Source organism: Nocardia kruczakiae NBRC 101016 (assembly GCF_001612965.1).
Taxonomy (GTDB): Bacteria; Actinomycetota; Actinomycetes; order Mycobacteriales; family Mycobacteriaceae; genus Nocardia; species Nocardia kruczakiae.
Genome location: NZ_BDBL01000032.1, coordinates 71,815 through 90,647, shown reverse-complemented (window position 1 = coordinate 90,647; position 18,833 = coordinate 71,815). Strand labels below are relative to the sequence as shown.

General features: G+C 70.1%; 12 protein-coding genes. 7 read left to right on the top strand and 5 right to left on the bottom strand.

Annotation, left to right across the window (positions count from 1 at the left end; all coding sequences use genetic code 11):
• Nucleotides 1–52 precede the first annotated feature (52 nt).
• From NK1_RS22920 to NK1_RS22905, 4 genes are all read left to right on the top strand, one after another.
• On the top strand, nucleotides 53–925 hold the full coding sequence (locus NK1_RS22920) for a cyclase family protein (protein WP_063011756.1): 873 nt from the start codon (nucleotides 53–55) through the stop codon (nucleotides 923–925).
• Between the two features lie 54 nt (nucleotides 926–979).
• Nucleotides 980–1,990 (top strand): SGNH/GDSL hydrolase family protein, encoded by a 1,011-nt coding sequence (locus NK1_RS22915; protein ID WP_063011754.1) that lies wholly within the window; start codon nucleotides 980–982, stop codon nucleotides 1,988–1,990.
• A gap of 115 nt (nucleotides 1,991–2,105) precedes the next feature.
• A complete protein-coding gene (locus NK1_RS22910; RefSeq protein ID WP_063906084.1) occupies nucleotides 2,106–3,479 on the top strand; it encodes an acyltransferase family protein in 1,374 nt (457 codons plus the stop codon).
• Nucleotides 3,476–3,994 (top strand): hypothetical protein, encoded by a 519-nt coding sequence (locus NK1_RS22905; RefSeq protein ID WP_063011752.1) that lies wholly within the window; start codon nucleotides 3,476–3,478, stop codon nucleotides 3,992–3,994. Before NK1_RS22910 ends, NK1_RS22905 begins: the two co-directional genes overlap by 4 nt.
• Here NK1_RS22905 and NK1_RS22900 read toward each other — a convergent pair.
• From NK1_RS22900 to NK1_RS35820, 4 genes are all read right to left on the bottom strand, one after another.
• On the bottom strand, nucleotides 3,981–4,301 hold the full coding sequence (locus NK1_RS22900; protein ID WP_039779771.1) for an ArsR/SmtB family transcription factor: 321 nt from the start codon (nucleotides 4,299–4,301) through the stop codon (nucleotides 3,981–3,983). The two genes, NK1_RS22905 and NK1_RS22900, sit on opposite strands and share 14 nt — an antisense overlap.
• A gap of 39 nt (nucleotides 4,302–4,340) precedes the next feature.
• Entirely contained in the window at nucleotides 4,341–4,988 is a 648-nt protein-coding gene (locus NK1_RS22895) for a nitroreductase family protein (protein WP_439955960.1), read from the bottom strand.
• Between the two features lie 2 nt (nucleotides 4,989–4,990).
• Complete coding sequence (locus NK1_RS22890; RefSeq protein WP_063011750.1) at nucleotides 4,991–6,223, bottom strand: MFS transporter; 1,233 nt, start codon at nucleotides 6,221–6,223, stop codon at nucleotides 4,991–4,993.
• A gap of 180 nt (nucleotides 6,224–6,403) precedes the next feature.
• Nucleotides 6,404–6,727 (bottom strand): ArsR/SmtB family transcription factor, encoded by a 324-nt coding sequence (locus tag NK1_RS35820; protein ID WP_232329432.1) that lies wholly within the window; start codon nucleotides 6,725–6,727, stop codon nucleotides 6,404–6,406.
• Nucleotides 6,728–7,025: 298 nt separating this feature from the next.
• Here NK1_RS35820 and NK1_RS35420 point away from each other — a divergent pair, with 298 nt between their 5' ends.
• A complete protein-coding gene (locus NK1_RS35420; RefSeq protein ID WP_063011748.1) occupies nucleotides 7,026–15,203 on the top strand; it encodes a type I polyketide synthase in 8,178 nt (2,725 codons plus the stop codon).
• A 50-nt stretch (nucleotides 15,204–15,253) separates the two neighbouring features.
• Here NK1_RS35420 and NK1_RS22875 read toward each other — a convergent pair whose 3' ends face one another.
• Complete coding sequence (locus NK1_RS22875; RefSeq protein ID WP_063011746.1) at nucleotides 15,254–16,492, bottom strand: serine hydrolase domain-containing protein; 1,239 nt, start codon at nucleotides 16,490–16,492, stop codon at nucleotides 15,254–15,256.
• A gap of 196 nt (nucleotides 16,493–16,688) precedes the next feature.
• Between NK1_RS22875 and NK1_RS22870 the strand changes: the two genes are divergently transcribed.
• Together NK1_RS22870 and NK1_RS22865 are read left to right on the top strand one after the other, a co-directional pair.
• Entirely contained in the window at nucleotides 16,689–17,675 is a 987-nt protein-coding gene (locus NK1_RS22870; protein ID WP_063011744.1) for an LLM class F420-dependent oxidoreductase, read from the top strand.
• 275 nt (nucleotides 17,676–17,950) lie between these two features.
• Nucleotides 17,951–18,715: a response regulator transcription factor gene (locus NK1_RS22865; protein ID WP_084461412.1), complete on the top strand. Its 765-nt coding sequence runs from the start codon at nucleotides 17,951–17,953 to the stop codon at nucleotides 18,713–18,715.
• Nucleotides 18,716–18,833: the final 118 nt, after the last annotated feature.

Genomic DNA, 18,833 nt, shown 5'->3' with positions numbered 1-18,833 from the left:
CGGCCCCGGCGCGCCAGCACACTGGGGGCACCGTCGCGAAAGGAGATCGTCTGTGTGTGCTCCGGAACTGATCGACAGTGTGGCGTCGCCGTGCGGCCTGGTCGCCGCCCCGCCCCGCCCGGCTCGCCGGGGATTCTTGAAGACGCTGGCCACGGGCCTGGCCGTCGGTGCGGCGGGGGCCGTCACGACGGGTGCGTCTCCGGTGCAGGCGGCGTCCGGGCGCGGTCGCGGCTTCGGCCGGGTCGCCGATCTGACCCACACCGTGACCCCGGACTTTCCGGTGTGGACACAGGTGAGCAAACCGCCGCAGTTGATTCCGGTGTCCCGGATGGCGGAGAACCGGTACAACGGCGACGAGATCGTCACCTACGAACATGTCGGCACCCATGTCGACGCACCCCTGCATTTCAGCGACGGGGGTGTGTCGGTGGACCGGATTCCCGCCGATCAACTGGTGGCGCCGCTGGCGGTGCTGCGGATCGCCGATCGGGCGGCGCGGGATCCGTCCGCGGCGGTGACCGTGGCCGACATCCGGGCCTGGGAGGCCGCGCACGGCCCGCTGCCCGACGGCGTCTTCGTGGCGATGGATTCGGGGTGGTCGCACCGCATTTCGGTGCCGGGCGCCTATCTCAACTACGACGAGCGGCGCAACGTGTATCGCTGGCCGGGGTTCAGTGCCGAGGCCGCGGATTTCCTGCTCCGGCAACGTCGCGTGGTCGGTATCGGTGTCGACTCCACCGGCCTGGACCGGGGTAGCGACCATGCGGTTCCGGTACATCGCAGCTGGTTGCCGGCGGGGCGCTACGGCGTCGAATCGCTCGCCGACCTGGATCAGGTGCCCGACGCCGGCGCGACGCTGATCGTGGGTGCGCCCAAGCACGGCGGCGGAACCGGTGGGCCCGCAAGGGTTTTCGCGCTGTTCTGATCGAGCCTGCCCCGCTACTGGACATTTCTTCATGATTTCGACGACAATCGAAATGTGATCGATGATCTGGTGAACTGGGACGGAGTGGTCGCGGTGAGCGACGCGGGGCAGTGGCGGCAGCCGTGGCGGTTGCCGCCGGACCGCCTGGCGGCCGCGTTCTCTCCGGAACTGGCCGAACACGCGGCCGTGGCGACGGGAGTGCGGCTGGGACTGGTGACCGATGCGGCCGAGTTGACGCTGCCCGTGCACTCCACCCCGATCTGGCAGCCGCGGCCCCGGTTCGTCGACGTCTTCGTCGACGGGCGGCGCACCCAGCGCGTGCCGGTGGGTTCGGGTGCCGAGGTTGTGGTTGCGACGTTGCCCGGCACGCGTTCCCGGGTAGAGCTGTGGTTGCCGCATCGCGGGGCCGTGACGCGGGTCGGCGCCCTGTCGGTACCGGCGGGCGCGACCGTGGAACCGTGGGAATCCGACGGTCCGCGGTGGATCACCTACGGCAGCTCCCTCACCCAGTGCCTGATCACCGAGGCGCCCAGCGACACCTGGCCGGCCCGGATCGCGCGAACCCACGGCTGGCGCATGCTGAATCTGGGGTTCGCCGCCCAGGCCTATCTGGACCCGTTCGTCGCCCGCGCCATCGCGGCCCGGCCCGCCGACCTGATCTCGGTGGAACTGGGGCCGAACCTCTACATCCGCGGACCGTTCGCCGCCCGGTCCCTGGGCGGGCTCGCGGCCGGATTCCTGGAGACGATCCGCACGGCGCATCCGGATGTTCCGGTGGTCGTGTTCTCGCCGCCGGTGTGGGTGCAGCGCGAGAACGAGCCGAATCCGCACGGCCTCACGCTGCGCGACGTCCGGGAGCTGGTCGAGGACGTGGTCGCGGTTCTGCAGCGGCTGGGGGACGACAAACTGCATCTCGTCTCCGGCGCGGAACTGTTCGGGGCCGGTGATGGCGCGCTCACCGTCGACGGACTGCATCCGGATGCCGCGGGCGACGCGCTGATCGCCGAGCGCTTCGGACCGCGGCTCGCCGCGGCGCTGGCGACCGCGGCACCGGTCCGGTCCTGACGCGGACCGGCCCGAGGGCGGGCCGGCGAACCGGTCCGTTGCCCGAAGACGACCGGATCACCCTTTTCGACACTTGATGGGCCGTCGTTTCCTTCGCCCGTCAGGAGGGTGCTCCGTGACCGACACATCGCAACCGACCAAGATTCCCCGCCTGCCGACACTCACCGGAATGCGTTTCGCCGCAGCACTTCTCGTGTTCTGCACGCACGTATCGCTGGAGGGGTTCTTCGCCGATGCCGGCGCCGCCGACACCGCCTCGTTCCTGGTGAAGCGGGCCGGGTGGACCGGCGTCGGATTCTTCTTCGTGCTCAGCGGTTTCGTGCTGGCGTGGTCGGCGCGTCCCGGCGACACCACGGTGGGCTTCTGGCGCCGCCGGGCGGTGAAGGTCTACCCCAATCACGTGCTCACCTGGGCGATGGCGTTCGCGCTGCTGCTGTGGACGGGAAAGACGGTCACCGCGGGGGTGGCGATTCCCAATCTGCTGCTCGTGCACACCTGGCTGCCGATCGTGCAGAACTTCGCCAGTATGAACACCGTCGCCTGGTCGCTGTGCTGTGAGGCGTTCTTCTATCTGCTGTTTCCCTGGCTGCTGGCCGCGGTGAACCGGATCCGGGCCGAACGGCTCTGGGCGGCGACGATCGCGGTGATCGCCGTCATCGTCGTACTCCCGCTGATCGCGCAATTGCTCCCCGACCGGCCACGGGTGCCGTTCGCACCGGATGTGCCGGTCTACCAGTTCTGGTTCGTCTACCTGTTCCCGCCGGTGCGCACCCTGGACTTCCTGCTCGGCATCCTGCTGGCGAAGCTGCTGCTGTCGGGCCGGCGCGCGCCGCTGTCCCTCGCCCCGGCGACCGGGCTGGCGGTGCTGGGATATGTGGGTCTGCTGTACGCGCCGTACCTGTTCGCGCTCGACGCGGTGACCATCGTGCCGATCGCGCTGCTGATCCTGGCGGGCGCGCGGGCCGATGTGCGAGGTACCCCGTCGCTGTGGCGGGCGCGTTTCGTGGTGTGGCTGGGCGATATCTCGTTCGCGTTCTACATGATTCACGAATTGGTACTGCACTATCGGGTCCGGCTGTTCGGTATCCAGGCGGCCTGGTCCACCCCGTTCGCGCTCGCGGTCGTGCTGGGGCTGCTGCTGGTCGATGTCGTGCTCGCCTGGGGCCTGTACTCGGCGGTGGAATCGCCGATCGTGCGCCGGTGGAGTCGTCCGCGCCGGCGGGAGTCGTCGCTACCGGCCGCGGCGACCGCGACGCTGACCTCGCTCGCCGGGGTGGCGGCGGACACCGGAAGGTCGGCGGGAGCAGCGGGTGCCCGCGGTGGTGCCGCCGCACCGTCGATCGCGGTGGTCGATTCGCCTGCGGCGGTGTCGGATTCGCCTGTCACTGAGATCGATTCGCCTCCGGCGGTAGTCGAATCTCCCGTGGCGGTGCTCGATTTGTCCGCGGTGGTGCTGGACTCGCCCGCGGCAGACGGGGTGGAGCGATGAGGGCGCTGATCGTCTCGGCGGTGGTCCTGGCGTGGACGGTGGCGGTGACCCTGTGCACCGCACCGTCCGCGCGCGCCGATGACGTCGAAATACGCTGCGCCGGAACCAGTACCGTCACCTACACGCCCGGCCTCACCGCCACCGCGCGGCCGACCACCATCGTCACCGACGCGACCCTGTCGTGCGCCTCGAGCGATCCGTCGATCACCGGCGGCACCACCCACGCCGGCGGCCGGGCGGAGATCGGCTGCGGTCCGGCGGCGGGAGTCGGCACCTCCCGCATCGATTGGAACAACGGACGCCACAGCACGTTTCGTTTCCGCACGGTCTTCGCCGACCGACCGGCCGGGCAGACGGTGATCGTCGTGTCCGGCACGGTCGTCGACGGCGAATTCCTCGGCGATCAGGTGGACGGCGCCGGGGTCTACCTGACGCCCGATCTGGCCGGATGTGCCACCGCGACCGGTGTCACCAGCACGACCGGGCCGCTGGTGCGGACGTTCAGGAAGCCGTGATGCCCTCGTGCACATTGCGCAGAATAGAGCTCAGCACTCCGGGGAAGCGGGTCTCGACCTCGTCGTAGCGCAGTTCGTTGCGGCGGTAGCTGCCCTCCTGGATCACGCGCAGCAGACCCGCCATCCGCAGCACCTTCAGATGATGCGACAGCGTGGACATGCTCACCGGGACATCGAATCCGCCGCAGGTGATCGCCTCGCGCTGCATCAGTTTGCAGACGATGTCCAGGCGCACCGGATCGGCGAGGGCCTGCAGCAGAGTGGGCAGGGCGACCGAGTCGACGGAGGGGTGTTCGAGCGCGCGCACTGTGCGAGTCTACCGGCGTCGCGGACGGCACAGCCGCCCTCACCAGGTGTCCCAGTGCGCGACGTTGTCCAGATCGGTGCGCGCTGCCGGGCGGAACGAGGTGCCGATGGTGTACGCCACCGGAATCAGCGCGGTCTGGAGCACCGATTCGTACGGAATGCCCAGCAATTCGGCCGCCTCGCGCTCGTACTGCAGATGCGGCGTGGTCCACACGGTGCCGAGGCCGCGTTCCCGGGCGGCCAGCATGAAACTCCAGGTGGCCGGCAGGATCGAGCCGAAACTGTTGGCCAGGTCGACGGCTCCGGGACGGGTGCGCCGCACGATGTGCACGCACGGCACCAGCAGAACCGGCACCTGGTGCAGATACCGGAACAGATGATGCCCGCTGTCGTGACCGCGCTGGATCTGGGCCGGGTCGTCGCGCCAGTCGATGCCGTCCTCGGGGACCACCTCGGTCGGCGCCATCAGCCCCTTGCGGTACAGATTCGCCAGTGCCGCACGCTTTTCCGGATCGGTGACCACCACGAACGCCCACCGTTGCCGATTACGCCCGGTGGGCGCCTGGGTGGCCAGGTGCAGGCACTCCTCGAGCACCTCGCGTTCGACCGGCCGGGTCAGGTCGAGTCGTTTGCGCACCGCCCGGGTGGTGGTGAGCAGTTCGTCGGTCGTGAGGTTCAGCCTCGTCACCATTACGCCGCCACCGCCTCGGCCACCGCGCGCTCACGCACGAGCAACACCACGATCGGGAAGACCAGCAGGCACGAGATCGCGCAGACGACGCCGAGCCACACGAAGCTGTGCGTGCCCGACAACACCGCGACCGATGCCGAGGTGCCGATCGTCGAACCCGCGTACAGCGCGGAGGAATTCAAGCCCAGCGCGGTTCCGCGGGCGCTGGGACTGAGTTCGCTCACCAGCGTGGTGATCGAGGACGCTCCGATATTGAACGCCAGCACCCACAGCGCGGCGATGACGACCGGCGGAACGAGAGCGCCGCTGAGACTCGAGAACGCGACCAGCGCGACCGCGACCGACACACCGGCCGCGGCGATCACCGCACGCTTGCCGTATCGGTCGGTGAGCCGCCCGCCGAGGAAGTTGCCCAGCACCCCGACCGCGCTGATGACCAACAGGACCAGGCCGATCGCGGTCGTGGACAGATCGAACTCGGTATGGAAGTAGACCCCGATATTGGCCCACATGCCCTGGTTGCCCGCCGTCCAGAAGAACGTCGACAGCAGCACGAAGATCACCGTCGGATTGCTGAACGCGGCCCGGAACTTGCCCACATAGGCGCGCAGCGGGCTCACGTCGGAGTCGGCGGCCGCCGGGGGCAGCTGCGGCAGCGACAACGGGACGGCCACCAGTGCGACCACCGCCAGGGCGGCGATCACCCAGAACGTCACCCGCCAGCTCAGGGCGTCGGCGGCGAAGGAGCCCAGCGGGACGCCGATCAGCGAGGAGCCGGTGAGCGCGCCCATGATGATGCCGATCGCGCGGCCGCGGCGTTCCGGCGCGACGACGTCGGCGACGGCGGCGAAGATGCTCGGCACCATCATCGCGGCGCCGAGCCCGGCGAATCCGCGAAACACCAGCAGCACAGCGAAATTCGAGAACACACCGGTCAGGGCCGTGCCCACGCTGAAGGCGACCAGGCCGGTGAGGATCACGTTGCGCCGGCCCCAGCGGTCGGAGACCGGGCCGAACAGCGGGCCGGTCACCGCGTAGACCAGTGCGTAGGTGGTCACCAGCAGGCCGGCGGAGTCGATCGAGGCACCGGTGGAGCGGGTGATGGTGGGGGCGAGGGGCGCGACGACCAGCGCGTCGAGTCCGACGAGCGCCGCGCAGACGGAACCGACGATCAGCAGCCGGCGCGTGGCGCGATCCGGATTCTCGGTGATAAGTGGGGTCGGTGAAACCATGCGTGTACACCTACTTCGGGGGCTTGTAAGAGACTTCGAAAACAATCGAAATGTGGTTCACATGGTGACACAGGCCCGTTGGGGCGTCAACGGTTACGGGAACGCGCGCCGGGGCGACGACGCCAGATCCGGCGCCTCCGGCGGGGTTGTCTTCCGCTGCCGCGGAACGGCTTTCGCCCTCTAGGCGCGAACGGGGCGAGGGGCGACCGCGACGACGGTCCGCAGCAGACCCGGGAACCGGGCGTCCAGATCGTCCGCGCGCAGCGAGACCATCCGCCGCGTACCGTCGACGCGGGTCACCGTGAGTCCCGCCTCACGCAGCACCTTCAAGTGGTGGGACAGGGTCGATTTCGACATCTCGACCGTCAACTCGCTGCACGACATCTCGTCGGTGCGGTCGGCCAGATCGCAGACGATGCGCAACCGTGCCGGATCGCTGAGCGCATGGAAGACCGCGGTCAATTCGATGTCCTCGCGCGCCGGCTGATTAACGACTCGAGCCACCACGACCGCCTTCCGCTCACCTCTGCTATTTCGATGATAGTCGAACGAGGTGGCGACCCGGTCCGCGGCCCCGGAGGCCGGGCCGGGCCCCGGACCGGTTCCGCGGCCGGTGATCCGTGCCTGCGGCCGAAGACGCGGACATGCCTGCTCGGACAGACTGAGCCGAGCCGCCCGAGGGTGCACAGACCGGCGCTGTCCAGTCGCCGGACCTCCGGGCCTCACCCGCGGCCCTGGCGACGATGCCGGCCGACGCTCGCACAGACCTCGCGGTCGTTCGCACAGCAACGGAAGTGGCCGAATGAGCATGGTTCCCCTACCCCCGTCCCGGACCGCCATCGCCGTGGTCGGACTGTCGTGCCGCCTACCGCAGGCGCCCGACCCGCAGGCATTCTGGCAGTTGCTGCGCGGCGGCACCGACGCGATCACCGACACCCCGCCGCAGCGGTGGCGCTCGGCCGACGAATCGCTGCGGCGAGGTGGATTCCTCGACACCGTCACGGATTTCGATGCCGCGTTCTTCGGCATCTCCGCGCGCGAGGCGATCGAGACGGACCCGCAGCAGCGGTTGATGCTGGAATTGGCCTGGCAGGCATTCGAGGACGTTCTCGGCCGCCGGCCCGGCCGCACCGGAGTGTTCGTGGGCGCGATGGCCGACGACTATCGCCTCGTGCAGCAGCGTCGCGGTGACGCGGCGATCGCACAACACACCGGTGCGGGCGCCAGTCGCGGCGTGATCGCGAATCGGATCTCCTACCTGCTCGGCCTGCGCGGTCCCAGCCTGACCGTCGACACCGGACAGTCCTCGTCGCTGGTCGCGGTTCATCTGGCGATGGAGAGCCTGCGGCGTGGCGAATCGACCACCGCGCTGGCGGGCGGGGTGCAGCTGAATCTGGTCGAGGACAGTGCGTTGCGGATGTCGCGGTTCGGCGGGCTGTCCCCGGACGGTCGCTGCTACACCTTCGACGCGCGGGCCAACGGTTTCGTCCGCGGCGAGGGCGGCGGTTTCGTGGTCCTCAAGACGGTGCCGCAGGCGCTCGCCGACGGGGATCGGATCTACGCGGTGCTGCGTGGCAGTGCGCTCGGAAACGACGGCGCGGGAAAGGATCTCACCACGCCGACGGTCGCCGGGCAGCGAGCCGTCCTGCGCGAGGCGTACCGTGCGGCCGGCGTCGACCCGGCCGCCGTGGCCTACGTGGAACTGCACGGAACCGGCACACGGGTGGGTGATCCGGTGGAGGCCGAGGCGCTCGGCGCCGAACTGGGTGCGCGGCGCCGCACCCCGCTGCTGGTCGGATCGGCGAAGACCAATATCGGGCATCTCGAAGGTGCGGCCGGAATCGCCGGCCTGCTGAAGGTGGTGCTGGCCGTGCACCACGGTGAACTACCGCCGAGCTTGAACTTCCGGACCCCGAATCCCGCTGTGCGATGGAAGGATTGGCGACTCGAGGTGGTGACTGCTCGACGCGCGTGGCCGGACGGCGAACGTGCGGCGGGGGTTTCGGCCTTCGGTATGGGCGGCACGAATTGCCACGTGGTCGTCGCAGCCCCGGAGCCGGCCGAGGCGGATCGACCGGCAGACAGCGGCACGTCCTCCGGTCCGGCTGTCGCCGCCCGGCCGGTGCCCTGGGTCTTCTCGGCCGTCTCGGACGCGGGCGTGCGGGCGCTGGCCGCGGATCTGAGGGCGGGCATACCCGATTCGGCTGCCGCGCTGCCGGATATCGCGCGCACGCTCGCCGCCCGCTCCGGCCTGGCCGAACGCGCGGTCGTCTTCGCGCAGACCCCAGACGAACTTTCGTCTGGGCTGCAACAGATTTCGCAGAGCGAAACCCGGGTGGTCACCGCGCGGGACGCATGGTCCGATGCCCATGAGCTGCCTGTCCCGGCAGGCCCGTCGGCGACCTTCCAGGAACTGACGGAGCTGTGGGCCTTTCCCGCCGCCGCGGCCGAATCGGTCGCGTTCGTCTTTCCGGGGCAGGGCGGTCAATGGGCCGGTATGGGAGCGCGCCTGTGGGAGACCTCCGCGGTGTTCCGCGCCTGGGTGAGCGTGGCGGACGAGGTGATCGCGGCCGAGGCCGGATGGTCGGTGCGGGAGGTGCTGCTCGACCTGGACGGCGCACCGTCGCTGGACCGGGTCGACGTGGTGCAGCCCGCCCTGTTCGTGACGATGGTCGGGATCGCGCTGGTGTGGGCGTCCTGGGGGATCGCGCCGGACGCGGTGGTGGGTCATTCCCAGGGCGAGGTGGCGGCGGCCTTCGTGGCGGGCGCGCTGACCCTCGGCGACGCCGTGCGCGTGGTCGCCGGCCGCTCGGCGCTGGTCGCGCGGCGGCTCAGCGGGGCCGGACGCATGGCCGTGGTGTGGGCCCCCGCGGATTCGGTGCGAGCCCGTCTGGTCGACGCGGTGTCGGTGGCCGCGATCAACGGACCGGCCACGACGGTGCTGACCGGTGCGCCGGAGGCGTTGGCGGCGTTGGTGTCTCGTTACGACGACGACGGCGTGCGGGTGCGCTGGGTGGACGTCGACTATGCGTCGCACTCGCCGCAGGTCGAGCCCGTGCACGCGGAGCTGGTGGCCGAGCTGGCCGCGGTGCGGCCCCGCCGCGCGCAGGTGCCGTTCTATTCCTCGGTCACCGGTGCGCAGCTGGACGCGGCCGAATTGGACGCCGAGTACTGGTTCCGCAATCTGCGGGAGCCGGTGAATTTCGCCGGCGCTGTCGACGCGCTGGTCGCCGGTGGATTCCCGACCTTCGTCGAATGCTCGCCGCATCCGAGTCTGGCCGGGGCCGTGGAGGGTGCGGCGGGCCCGCAGGCGGTGGTGCTGAGTTCGCTGCGCCGCGACGACGGTGGGGCGAACCGCCTGCTGGAGTCGTTGGCCCAGGCGTGGGTGGCCGGCGTCGGTGTCGACTGGACCTCGGTCATCGGACCGGGCCCGCGCCGGCCCGCGCCGCGATACTCGTTCCGCCGCACCACCTTCTGGCCCGGTGTGGCGACCGCCGCGGAGCCGGACCGTCCGACCCTCGCCACGCGGTGGAATGCGCTGCCCCCGGCCCGTCGCCGCCGGGAACTGCTCGACCTCATCCGGGCCGATGCGGCGGCGGTCGGTGCCGCGGACATCTCCGACACCGCGGTGAGTTTCACCGGCAGTGGATTCGATTCGGTGATGGCGATCGAGCTACGAAACCGGCTGTCGCTCGCGACCGGATTGTCGCTACCCGCGTCGGTCCTGTTCGACCACCCCAGTCCCGACCGGCTCGCCGACCACCTTGCGAGTCTTCTGAACAGCTCGCCCGCCCAGGAACTTTCGGCCCCTCTCGCCGGCGACGGCGTCCAGGACACCGGCGGTGACGATCCGGAGGCGATCGCGATCGTCTCGATGGCCTGCCGCTATCCCGGCGGCGCCGACGCCCCCGAGAAGCTCTGGGACCTGGTGGTCTCCGGACGGGATGCGATCGGCCCGTTCCCGGCCGACCGGGGCTGGGATCTGGCCGGGCTGTTCGACGACGAGCCCGGCCGGGCCGGCAAATCGTCGGTGCGTGCGGGCGGATTCCTATACGACGCACCGCAATTCGATGCCGAACTGTTCGGAATCTCACCGCGCGAGGCGGCTGCGATGGACCCGCAGCAGCGCCTGCTGCTCGAGACCACGTGGGAGCTGTTCGAACGCGCCGGGCTGAACGTGCACGCGCTGCGCGGCAGCGATACCGGCGTCTTCATCGGTGCGATGGCGCCCGACTACGGGCCGCGCATGAGCGAGGCCGGCGAACGGGCGGCCGGATACGTCCTGACCGGCACCACCGGAGGCGTGGCCTCGGGCCGGATCTCCTATGTCCACGGCTTCACCGGGCCGACGCTGACGGTGGACACCGCGTGCTCGAGTTCGCTGGTCGCCCTGCATCTCGCGGCGGCCGCCCTGCGTCGCGGCGAATGCTCGCTCGCGGTGGCCGGCGGTGCGACGGTCATGTCCACACCGGGCATCTTCGTCGAATTCTCCCAGCAGCGCGGACTCTCACCGGACGGCCGCTGCCGCGCCTTCGGTGCGGGCGCCGACGGCACCGGCTGGGCCGAAGGCGTCGGAGTCCTGTTGCTGGAACGTGTGTCGGATGCGCGGCGCCACGGCCACCATGTGCTGGCCGTGCTGCGCGGCAGCGCGGTCAACTCCGACGGGGCGTCCAACGGCTTGACCGCGCCGAACGGGCCCTCTCAGGAGCGAGTGATCCGCCGGGCACTGGCCGATGCCGGGCTGACCACCGCGGATATCGATGTGGTGGAGGGACACGGCACCGGAACCACGCTCGGTGATCCGATCGAGGCCCATGCGCTGCTGGCGACCTACGGCCGCGATCGGGCGGGCGGGCATCCGCTGCGGCTGGGCTCGCTGAAATCCAATATCGGGCACAGTCAGGCGGCCGCGGGCGTCGGCGGCGTGATCAAGATGGTGCAGGCGCTGCGGCACGGCGTGCTGCCGCGCACGCTGCACGCCGACCGCCCGTCACCGCTGATCGATTGGGCCGCGGGGCAGGTGGAACTGCTTACTCGCAACGAGCCCTGGCCGGTGACGGGCCGGCCGCGGCGCGCGGCGGTGTCCTCGTTCGGCATCGGCGGAACCAATGCGCACGTGGTGCTGGAACAGGCCCCGGCCGTCGCGGACTCCGCACCCGCGCCGCGTAGCGGGCCGGTGCCGTGGATTCTGTCTGCGGCCTCGGCCGACGCCTTGCGCGACCACGCCGCCGCGCTGGCGGAGTTCGCCCGGCGGCCGGACGCACCGGATCCGCGCGGGGTCGCCGCCGCGCTCGCCACCCGCGCCACCCTGGCCGAGCGCGCCGTGGTGATCGGGCGTGCCCCGGAGGACTTCGCCGAAGCACTGCACCGGATCGCCGAGGCGCCGCCGCGGGTGGTCGCGGCTGCGTCGACACCGGACTCGCACGAGCACGATCCGGTGCCGCTCGGCAATGCCGCGCTCACCTTCCCGGAATTGCTGGCGGCGTTCGGGTTTCGCTTCGAGCCGGTCGAGGGCGTCGCCGTGCTGTTCCCCGGCCAGGGCGGCCAGTGGGCGGGGATGGGAGCGCAGCTGTGGGAATCGTCGCCGGTCTTCCGCGCCTGGGTGTCGACCCTGGACGTGGTGGTGCGGGAGGCGGCCGGCTGGTCCGTCCGGGACGTGCTGCTCGACCGGGCCGGGGCCGAACCGCTCGACCGCGTGGACGTGGTGCAGGTCGCGCTGTTCGCGATGAGTGTCGGGGTGGCGCTGGTGTGGGCGTCGTGGGGGATCGGCGCGGAGGCGGTGGCCGGTCATTCCCAGGGTGAGGTCGCGGCGGCGTTCGTCGCGGGCGGTCTGACGCTCGCGGACGCCGTGCATGTCGTCGTGACGCGGTCGCGGCTGATCGCAGGGAAACTGAGCGGCTCCGGCGGCATGGCGGTGGTGTGGGCCGCGCCCGAGCGGATCCGGCCGCGGCTCGGGGACGGCGTGGTCGTCGCCGCTGTCAACGGGCCCGAAGTCGTTGTGCTGTCCGGAGATTCACAGCCCTTACGCACGGTCGCCGACGGTTTCGAGGCCGAGGGTGTTCGGGTGCGCTGGGTGGATGTCGACTACGCCTCCCATTCGCCCGCGGTGGAGGCGGTCCACGACGAACTGGTGGAGCGACTCGTGTCGTTGCGGCCGCGCAGTTCGGCGGTCGCGTTCTACTCCTCGGTGCACGGGGGCCTGCTCGACACCGCCGAACTGGATGCGGCCTACTGGTTCCGGAATCTACGTGAACCCGTCGACTTCACCGGGGCGGTGGCGGCGCTGGCCGCCGACGGATTCCGCTTCTTCGTCGAATCCTCCCCGCACCCCGGCCTGGTCGGTGCGGTGGAGGAGACGGTGGGCGCCGGCGGCATCGTCGTCGGATCGCTGCGGCGCGGAGAGGGCGGGCTGGACCGGCTACTTGCCGCGGCGGGCGACGGCTGGGTGCGCGGGCTACCGGTCGACTGGCCGCGCGTCGTCGGTGCCGCACCGGACGCCGAGGTGCCGACGTACACCTTCCGGCGCCAACGCTATTGGCTGTCCGCCGAACCGCCTCGCGCGCGCACGGCCGACGACTGGCGCTACCGCGTCGACTGGCGTGCGCTGCCGCCGGGTACGGCGCGCCCGTCCGGCCGCTGGCTGCTCGTCGGCGCGCCGGCCGAGGTGCGGGCCGCACTGTCGCGATCGAGACTCGAGGTCACCGACGACCGCGACTCCGGGCCGTTGCGCGGTGCGCTGTCGTTCCTCAGTGATATCGGCGAAACACTGGAACTGCTGCGTGCGCTTCCCGAATCCGTTCCGCTGTATGTGATCACGCGCGGGGCGGTCGGCGTCGCGGGGGAACCGCTCGTCGACCCGGCGCGGAGCGTGCTGTGGGGTCTCGGCTACAGCCTCGCGCTGGCACGCCCGGACCGCTGGGGCGGCCTGATCGACCTGCCCGCGACACCGCTGGACGCGGATCTCCTCGCCACGCTCGAGAGTGCCCTGAGCACCGCGACCGAGAACCAGCTGGCGGTGCGCCCGTCGGGTCTGTTCGCGCGCCGGCTGGTGCGCGCCCACGCGCGGATCGACCACGCTGCGTGGCGTTCCCGGGGGTCGGCACTGGTCACCGGAGGCACCGGCGCGATCGGCGCGCGGGTGGCCCGGTGGCTGCTGCGAACCGGCACCGACCACGTGGTCCTGCTCAGCCGCAGCGGACCCGCCGCGCCGGACGCGGCCGCACTGCGCGCGGAATTCGGATCGGCGGTCACCATCGTGGCCTGTGACATCACCGACCGCGCGGCACTGGGCCGGGTGATCGGCGACATCGCCGATCTCCGCACGGTCGTCCATGCCGCGGGCGTCGTGGACGGCACGGCCGTGACCGAGGTGACGGCCGCTGACATCGCACGTGTCATCGGGCCGAAAGCCGTTGCCGCACAGTATCTCCACGAACTGACCGGGGAGCTGGACGCCTTCGTCCTGTTCTCCTCGGGCGCGGCCGTCTGGGGGAGTGCGGACCAGGGCGTCTACGGTGCGGCCAATGCCTATCTCGACGCGCTCGCGGCACACCGGCGCGGACTCGGCCTGCCCGCCACCTCGATCGCCTGGGGTGCGTGGGACGGTGGCGGCATGGCCGCCGAACCCGGCGCGGCGCAGCGGTGGCGCCGGCAGGGAGTCCTGCCGATGGACCCGGACGCGGCACTCAACCATCTCGAACGCGCGCTGCGCGCGGGGGAGAGCGGGCTGCTCGTGGCCGATATCGACTGGGCGCGTTTGGCGCCGGTACTCACCGCCGCGCGACCGCTCCCGCTGCTGGCGGAGCTGCCCGAGGCGCAGCCGGCCGCCGAGCCCGCGGAGACCACGACGGGCCGTAGCTTCGCCGAACGCCTGGCCGCCCTGCCCGAGGACGAGGCCGACCGCGCCCTGCTCGAACTGGTTCGCTCCGAGATCGCCGGGGTGCTCGGCTACGACGCACCGCGTGCCGACGACGACGATCGCAATCTGCTCGAGCTGGGTTTCGACTCCCTGACCACGGTCGAATTGCGCAATCGGCTCAATGCCGCGACCGGGCTGTCGATCGCGGTGACGTTCCTGTTCGACCACGCCACCGCCAGCGAGCTGGCCAAGGCGCTCGGATCCGAACTCGCCCTCACCGCCGAGCCGCCGGTCGCCCCGGCCGACCCGGTCAGCATGCTGTTCCACCAGGCGTTCGAATCGGGCAAATTCGCGGAGGGTATGGCGCTGCTGCGCGAGGCGGCGCGGCTGCGGCCGATGTTCGACAGCGCGGCGACGGTGCCGCATCCGGATCCGGTCACCCTCGCCGACGGCGACGGCGGCCCTCAGATGATCTGCTTCTCCGCGCTGGTGGCGATGACCGGTGCGCAGGTGTACACCCGTTTCGCCGACGAATTCCGTGGGCAGCGCAGGGTTTCGGCCTTACCCGCTCCCGGCTTCGTGAGCGGTGACAGCCTGCCCGCGACGATCGAGGCGGTCATCGATCTGCAGACCGAGATCGTCCGGCCGATCGCCGCCCGGGCGCAGGTGGTGCTGACCGGAACGTCGTCCGGCGGCTGGCTGGCGCACGCGGTGGCCGCGCGGCTCGAACGCGACGGGCTTCGCGTCGCCGGGGTGGTGCTGCTGGACACCTACCTGCCGGATGCGGATCTGCTGCGGCGTGCCCAGCATCGGGTGATCGGTGGCGTACTGGATCGGCAGGCCGGATTCGGGCTCGCCGACGGTGTCCGGCTGTCGGCGATGGGTTGGTACATACCGCTTTTCGCGCACTGGCGGCCGGAGCCGATCACGGCGCCGACGCTCCTGGTGCGGGCGTCCGAGCCGCTGCGCGACCACACCGGCGCGGCGCTCGAGGATCTGGACTGGCGGTCGGCGTGGACGCTGCCGCATACGGTTGTGGATGTACCGGGCGACCATTTCACCATCCTCGAGGAGCACGCCGCCTCGACCGCGCGCGCGGTGCGCGAATGGCTGGATCGCTGACGCGCGAAGGGCGCCGGCCACGGCCGGCGCCCTTCGCGTCACCACGCCGATCACTCGATGACGGCGGCGTGTACCAGCTGGCGCAGCCGGGAGAACAGCGGCAGCGCCTTGGAGGGGAACAACTGTGGAAACGCCAGTGCCGTGATCCGGGTGACCGGGTCGACGAAGAAGTAGGTGCTGGTCGCCGAATACCACGAGAACTCACCGGGATTCGCGATCACCTTGCTCGCGGCCGGGTCGAGCACGGTCATGAAGCCGAATCCGAATCCGAGGCCGGCCATTGTGGTCAGCGCGGGCAGCACCGGCCGGCCGAAGCTTCCGAGGTCGGCGCCGCCGGGCAGCTGATTGGTCGTCATGTACCGCACCGTGGCCGGCGAGAGCACCCGTGCGCCGTTCCAGCTGCCGCCCGCCAGCAGCATCTGCAGGAAGGTGTGGAAGTCCGCGGCGGTGGTGAGCAGGCCGGCGCTGCCGGACAGCCAGGTCGGGCGCTGGGTCGGGTCGCCGCCCATCGCGTCGTTGCGGACCGCCAGACCGGTCGCCGGATCGGCCATGTAGATCGCGGCGAGCCGCTGGGTCTCCTCCGGCTCGATCCAGAATCTGGTGTCGTGCAGTCCGAGCGGCTGCGTAATGCGTTCGGCGATAACGGTATCCAGCGACTTGCCGGAGACCACCTCGATCAGCCGGCCGAGCACGTCGGTGCTCACGCCGTAGTTCCACGCGGTACCCGGTTCGAACAGCAGCGGCAGCGATGCCCAGGTGTCCACGGCGGTCGCCAGATCGATTCCGGGCGGCGCACTCCACTCGAAGCCGCGTTGGACGTACAGCTCGTCCACAGGATGGGAATGATGGAAGCCGTAGGTGAATCCGGCGGTGTGGGTGAGCAGATGCCAGATCCGGATGGGTTCGCGCGCGGGCCGCGACTCCAGGTTCGAGCCGCCGCCGCGGGTGTACACGCGCACATCGCGCAGCGACGGAATGTAGTCGGCCACCGGATCATTGAGCCCGAAGGCCCCGTCCTCGTACAGTGCCAGCGCCGCGACGGAGGTGAACGGTTTGGTCAGCGACCAGGAGCGGAACAAGGAGTCGGCCTCCATCGCGAGGCCGGCCTCGCGGTCGCGGTGGCCGCCGGTGCCGATGTGGGCGATCTTGCCGTCGCGCGCGATGATGCCGACCCAGCCGGGCATCCGGCCCGCTTCCACCAGACCGTCGAGGTAGTCGTCGAACCGCCGCAGCCGGTCCGGGTCCAATCCGGCCTCGGCCGCGTCGATTTCGATCTTTATCTCACTCATGATGTGGCCCCTGCCTGTTTCCGGAGTGCGGAGAAGAGAATTTTCGGCGAGATTCTTGCCAGCCGACACCGTGAATAGTAGCTTTAGTTCGATAGATGTACAACTATCGAACTATGTTGTGCCGGTGGTGAATTCGCGCCGGTGAATTCCCCCCGCCCGAGCCGTCGTCGACGCAGATGAAGTGGAGTTGGTTGTCATGTCCCGCTACGGGATCACCCTGCCCTTGCCGTTCGTCCCACTCCCGCGCCATCGCGACATACTGGGCGAGCTGGCCGATCTCGGTTACACCGACGCGTGGACCGGAGAGTATGCGGGGGTGGATGCCTTCACGCCGCTGGTGCTCGCCGCGGCATGGGGTTCGCCGTCGCTGCGGCTGGGCACCGCCGTCGTGCCGGTGTACACGCGCGGGCCCGCGGTGATCGCCCAGACCGGCGCCGCGCTGGCCGAACTCGCCCCCGGCAGGGTTGTGCTGGGTATCGGATCCTCCGGGGCGCAGCTGGTCACCGGGATGAACGGGATCGCGATGGACGAGCCGTATCGGCGGGTGCGCGATACGTTGCGGTTCCTGCGCCACGCCTACGAACACGGCCGTGTGGCAGGGCGATTCGATACCTTCACCATCGAGGATTTCGAGCTCGGGCGACCGGCGCAGATTCCGCCGCAGCTCATGGTCGGCGCGCTGCGGACCGGCATGTTGCGGCTCGGATTCCGGGAGGGCGCCGGCGCCATCACCAATTTCCTCACCGCCGAGGACATTTCGACGGTGATTCGCGGCCTCGGGGCCGATCGCGACCGCGGGGAGCTGGTCGCCCGCGTCTTCGTCTGTCCGACCGAGGATCTCGACTACGCGCGCGAGTCGGGCCGGCGCATGCTGACCCATCTGTTCACCCGACCGACCTACGGCGCCTTCCACGAGTGGCTGGGGCGAGGCGATCAGGTCGAGCAGGTCCGCAAACATGTTGCGGCAGGAGATCTGCGGCGCGCGGGGGAGGCGATCTCCGACGACGTGGTGGACGGCGTCCTGGTGCACGGCAGCCCGGAACGCTGCCGGGAGCAGATTCACCGCTACGTCGAGGCGGGGGTAGACACTCCGGTGCTGATGATCCAGTCGACGCCGGAGTTGTTCGCCGGCGGCCCGGAGGCGGTTCTGAAGGTCGTGCGGGACCTGGCACCGCAGCGGTGAGTGGCGCGCTGTCGGGTACTTCCACAAGTGACGAACAATCGATACTACGTGCGGTTTCCCGCTGCTGCGGATTTGTCAAGTATTTCGCCGGTTACTGTTCGAATCCGGTTTTTCCGGTTCGCGAATTGTTTGCGCCCGAATTTCACTCCACGTGAATCCAGCTCGCATTGCCGCGATGGTTCCCAGGTGTTAGCGTTATTTGTCGGGTTTGTTCCCGAGTTGTGATAGGAGCATCCCGATACCTCTCGTCACCTGCCGGGCCTGCAACTGCATTCATGGCCCATGAAACTTTGGGGGCCTCGATGACCGTGACCGAACTACCGAATACGGCCAGAGAATTCGGCGACGCCCATGGGCGCGATTCGGGTCGTGCCAGGGTTCTCGTGGTGTGCGGCGAGCAGATCATGCGCAGCGGACTGATCTCCGTACTGCGCGGAATGCCGGATGTCGGCTGGGTCGGACCGGCGGTCAACAGCGAAGCGGCGCTGAAGATGGTGGCGGCCGACAAGGCGGATGTGGTGGTGCTCGATCACTGCCCCTCGCCGCGCTGGGACGGCCCCGGCCTCACGCAGCGGCTGACCGCGGTGCGCCCCGGCGGCGAGGTCGGCGTCGTCGTGGTGTCCGAGGGCACCGACAGCGAACTGCTGCTGCGGTATCTGCAGGCGGGTGCGCGTGGGCTGGTGTCGCGACGCTCGAGTGCGGTCGACCTGGTGAGCGCGGTGGATGCGGTGGTGCGCGGCCAGGCCATGCTGTCACCGTCGATCACCCGGCTGGTCCTCGACGCCACCGCTCCGTATCTCCCCGCGGTGGCGCACAAACCGGTCACCGCCCTCGACAGCCTGACCCAGCGCGAGCACGAGATCCTGATCCTGGTCGCCGACGGGCTGTCCAACAGCGAGATCGCGCAGGTGCTGCACGTCAGCTACAAGACGGTGAAGTTCCACGTCTCCAACATCCTGCGCAAACTGTCCGTACGCACCCGGGCGCAGGCGATCGTGTACCTGCGGCCGACGGTGACCATCGCCTCGCGCGCCGGCTGAGTCTCCCGGCGGGACCGATCTCTTGTGCTCGTCGAAGATCGGCTGTTATCTTGGTATTCGAAAGTTCGCCAAGTATCGAACTTTAATTTCTTCACTCACCGTTCGAGGTAGTTTCCCA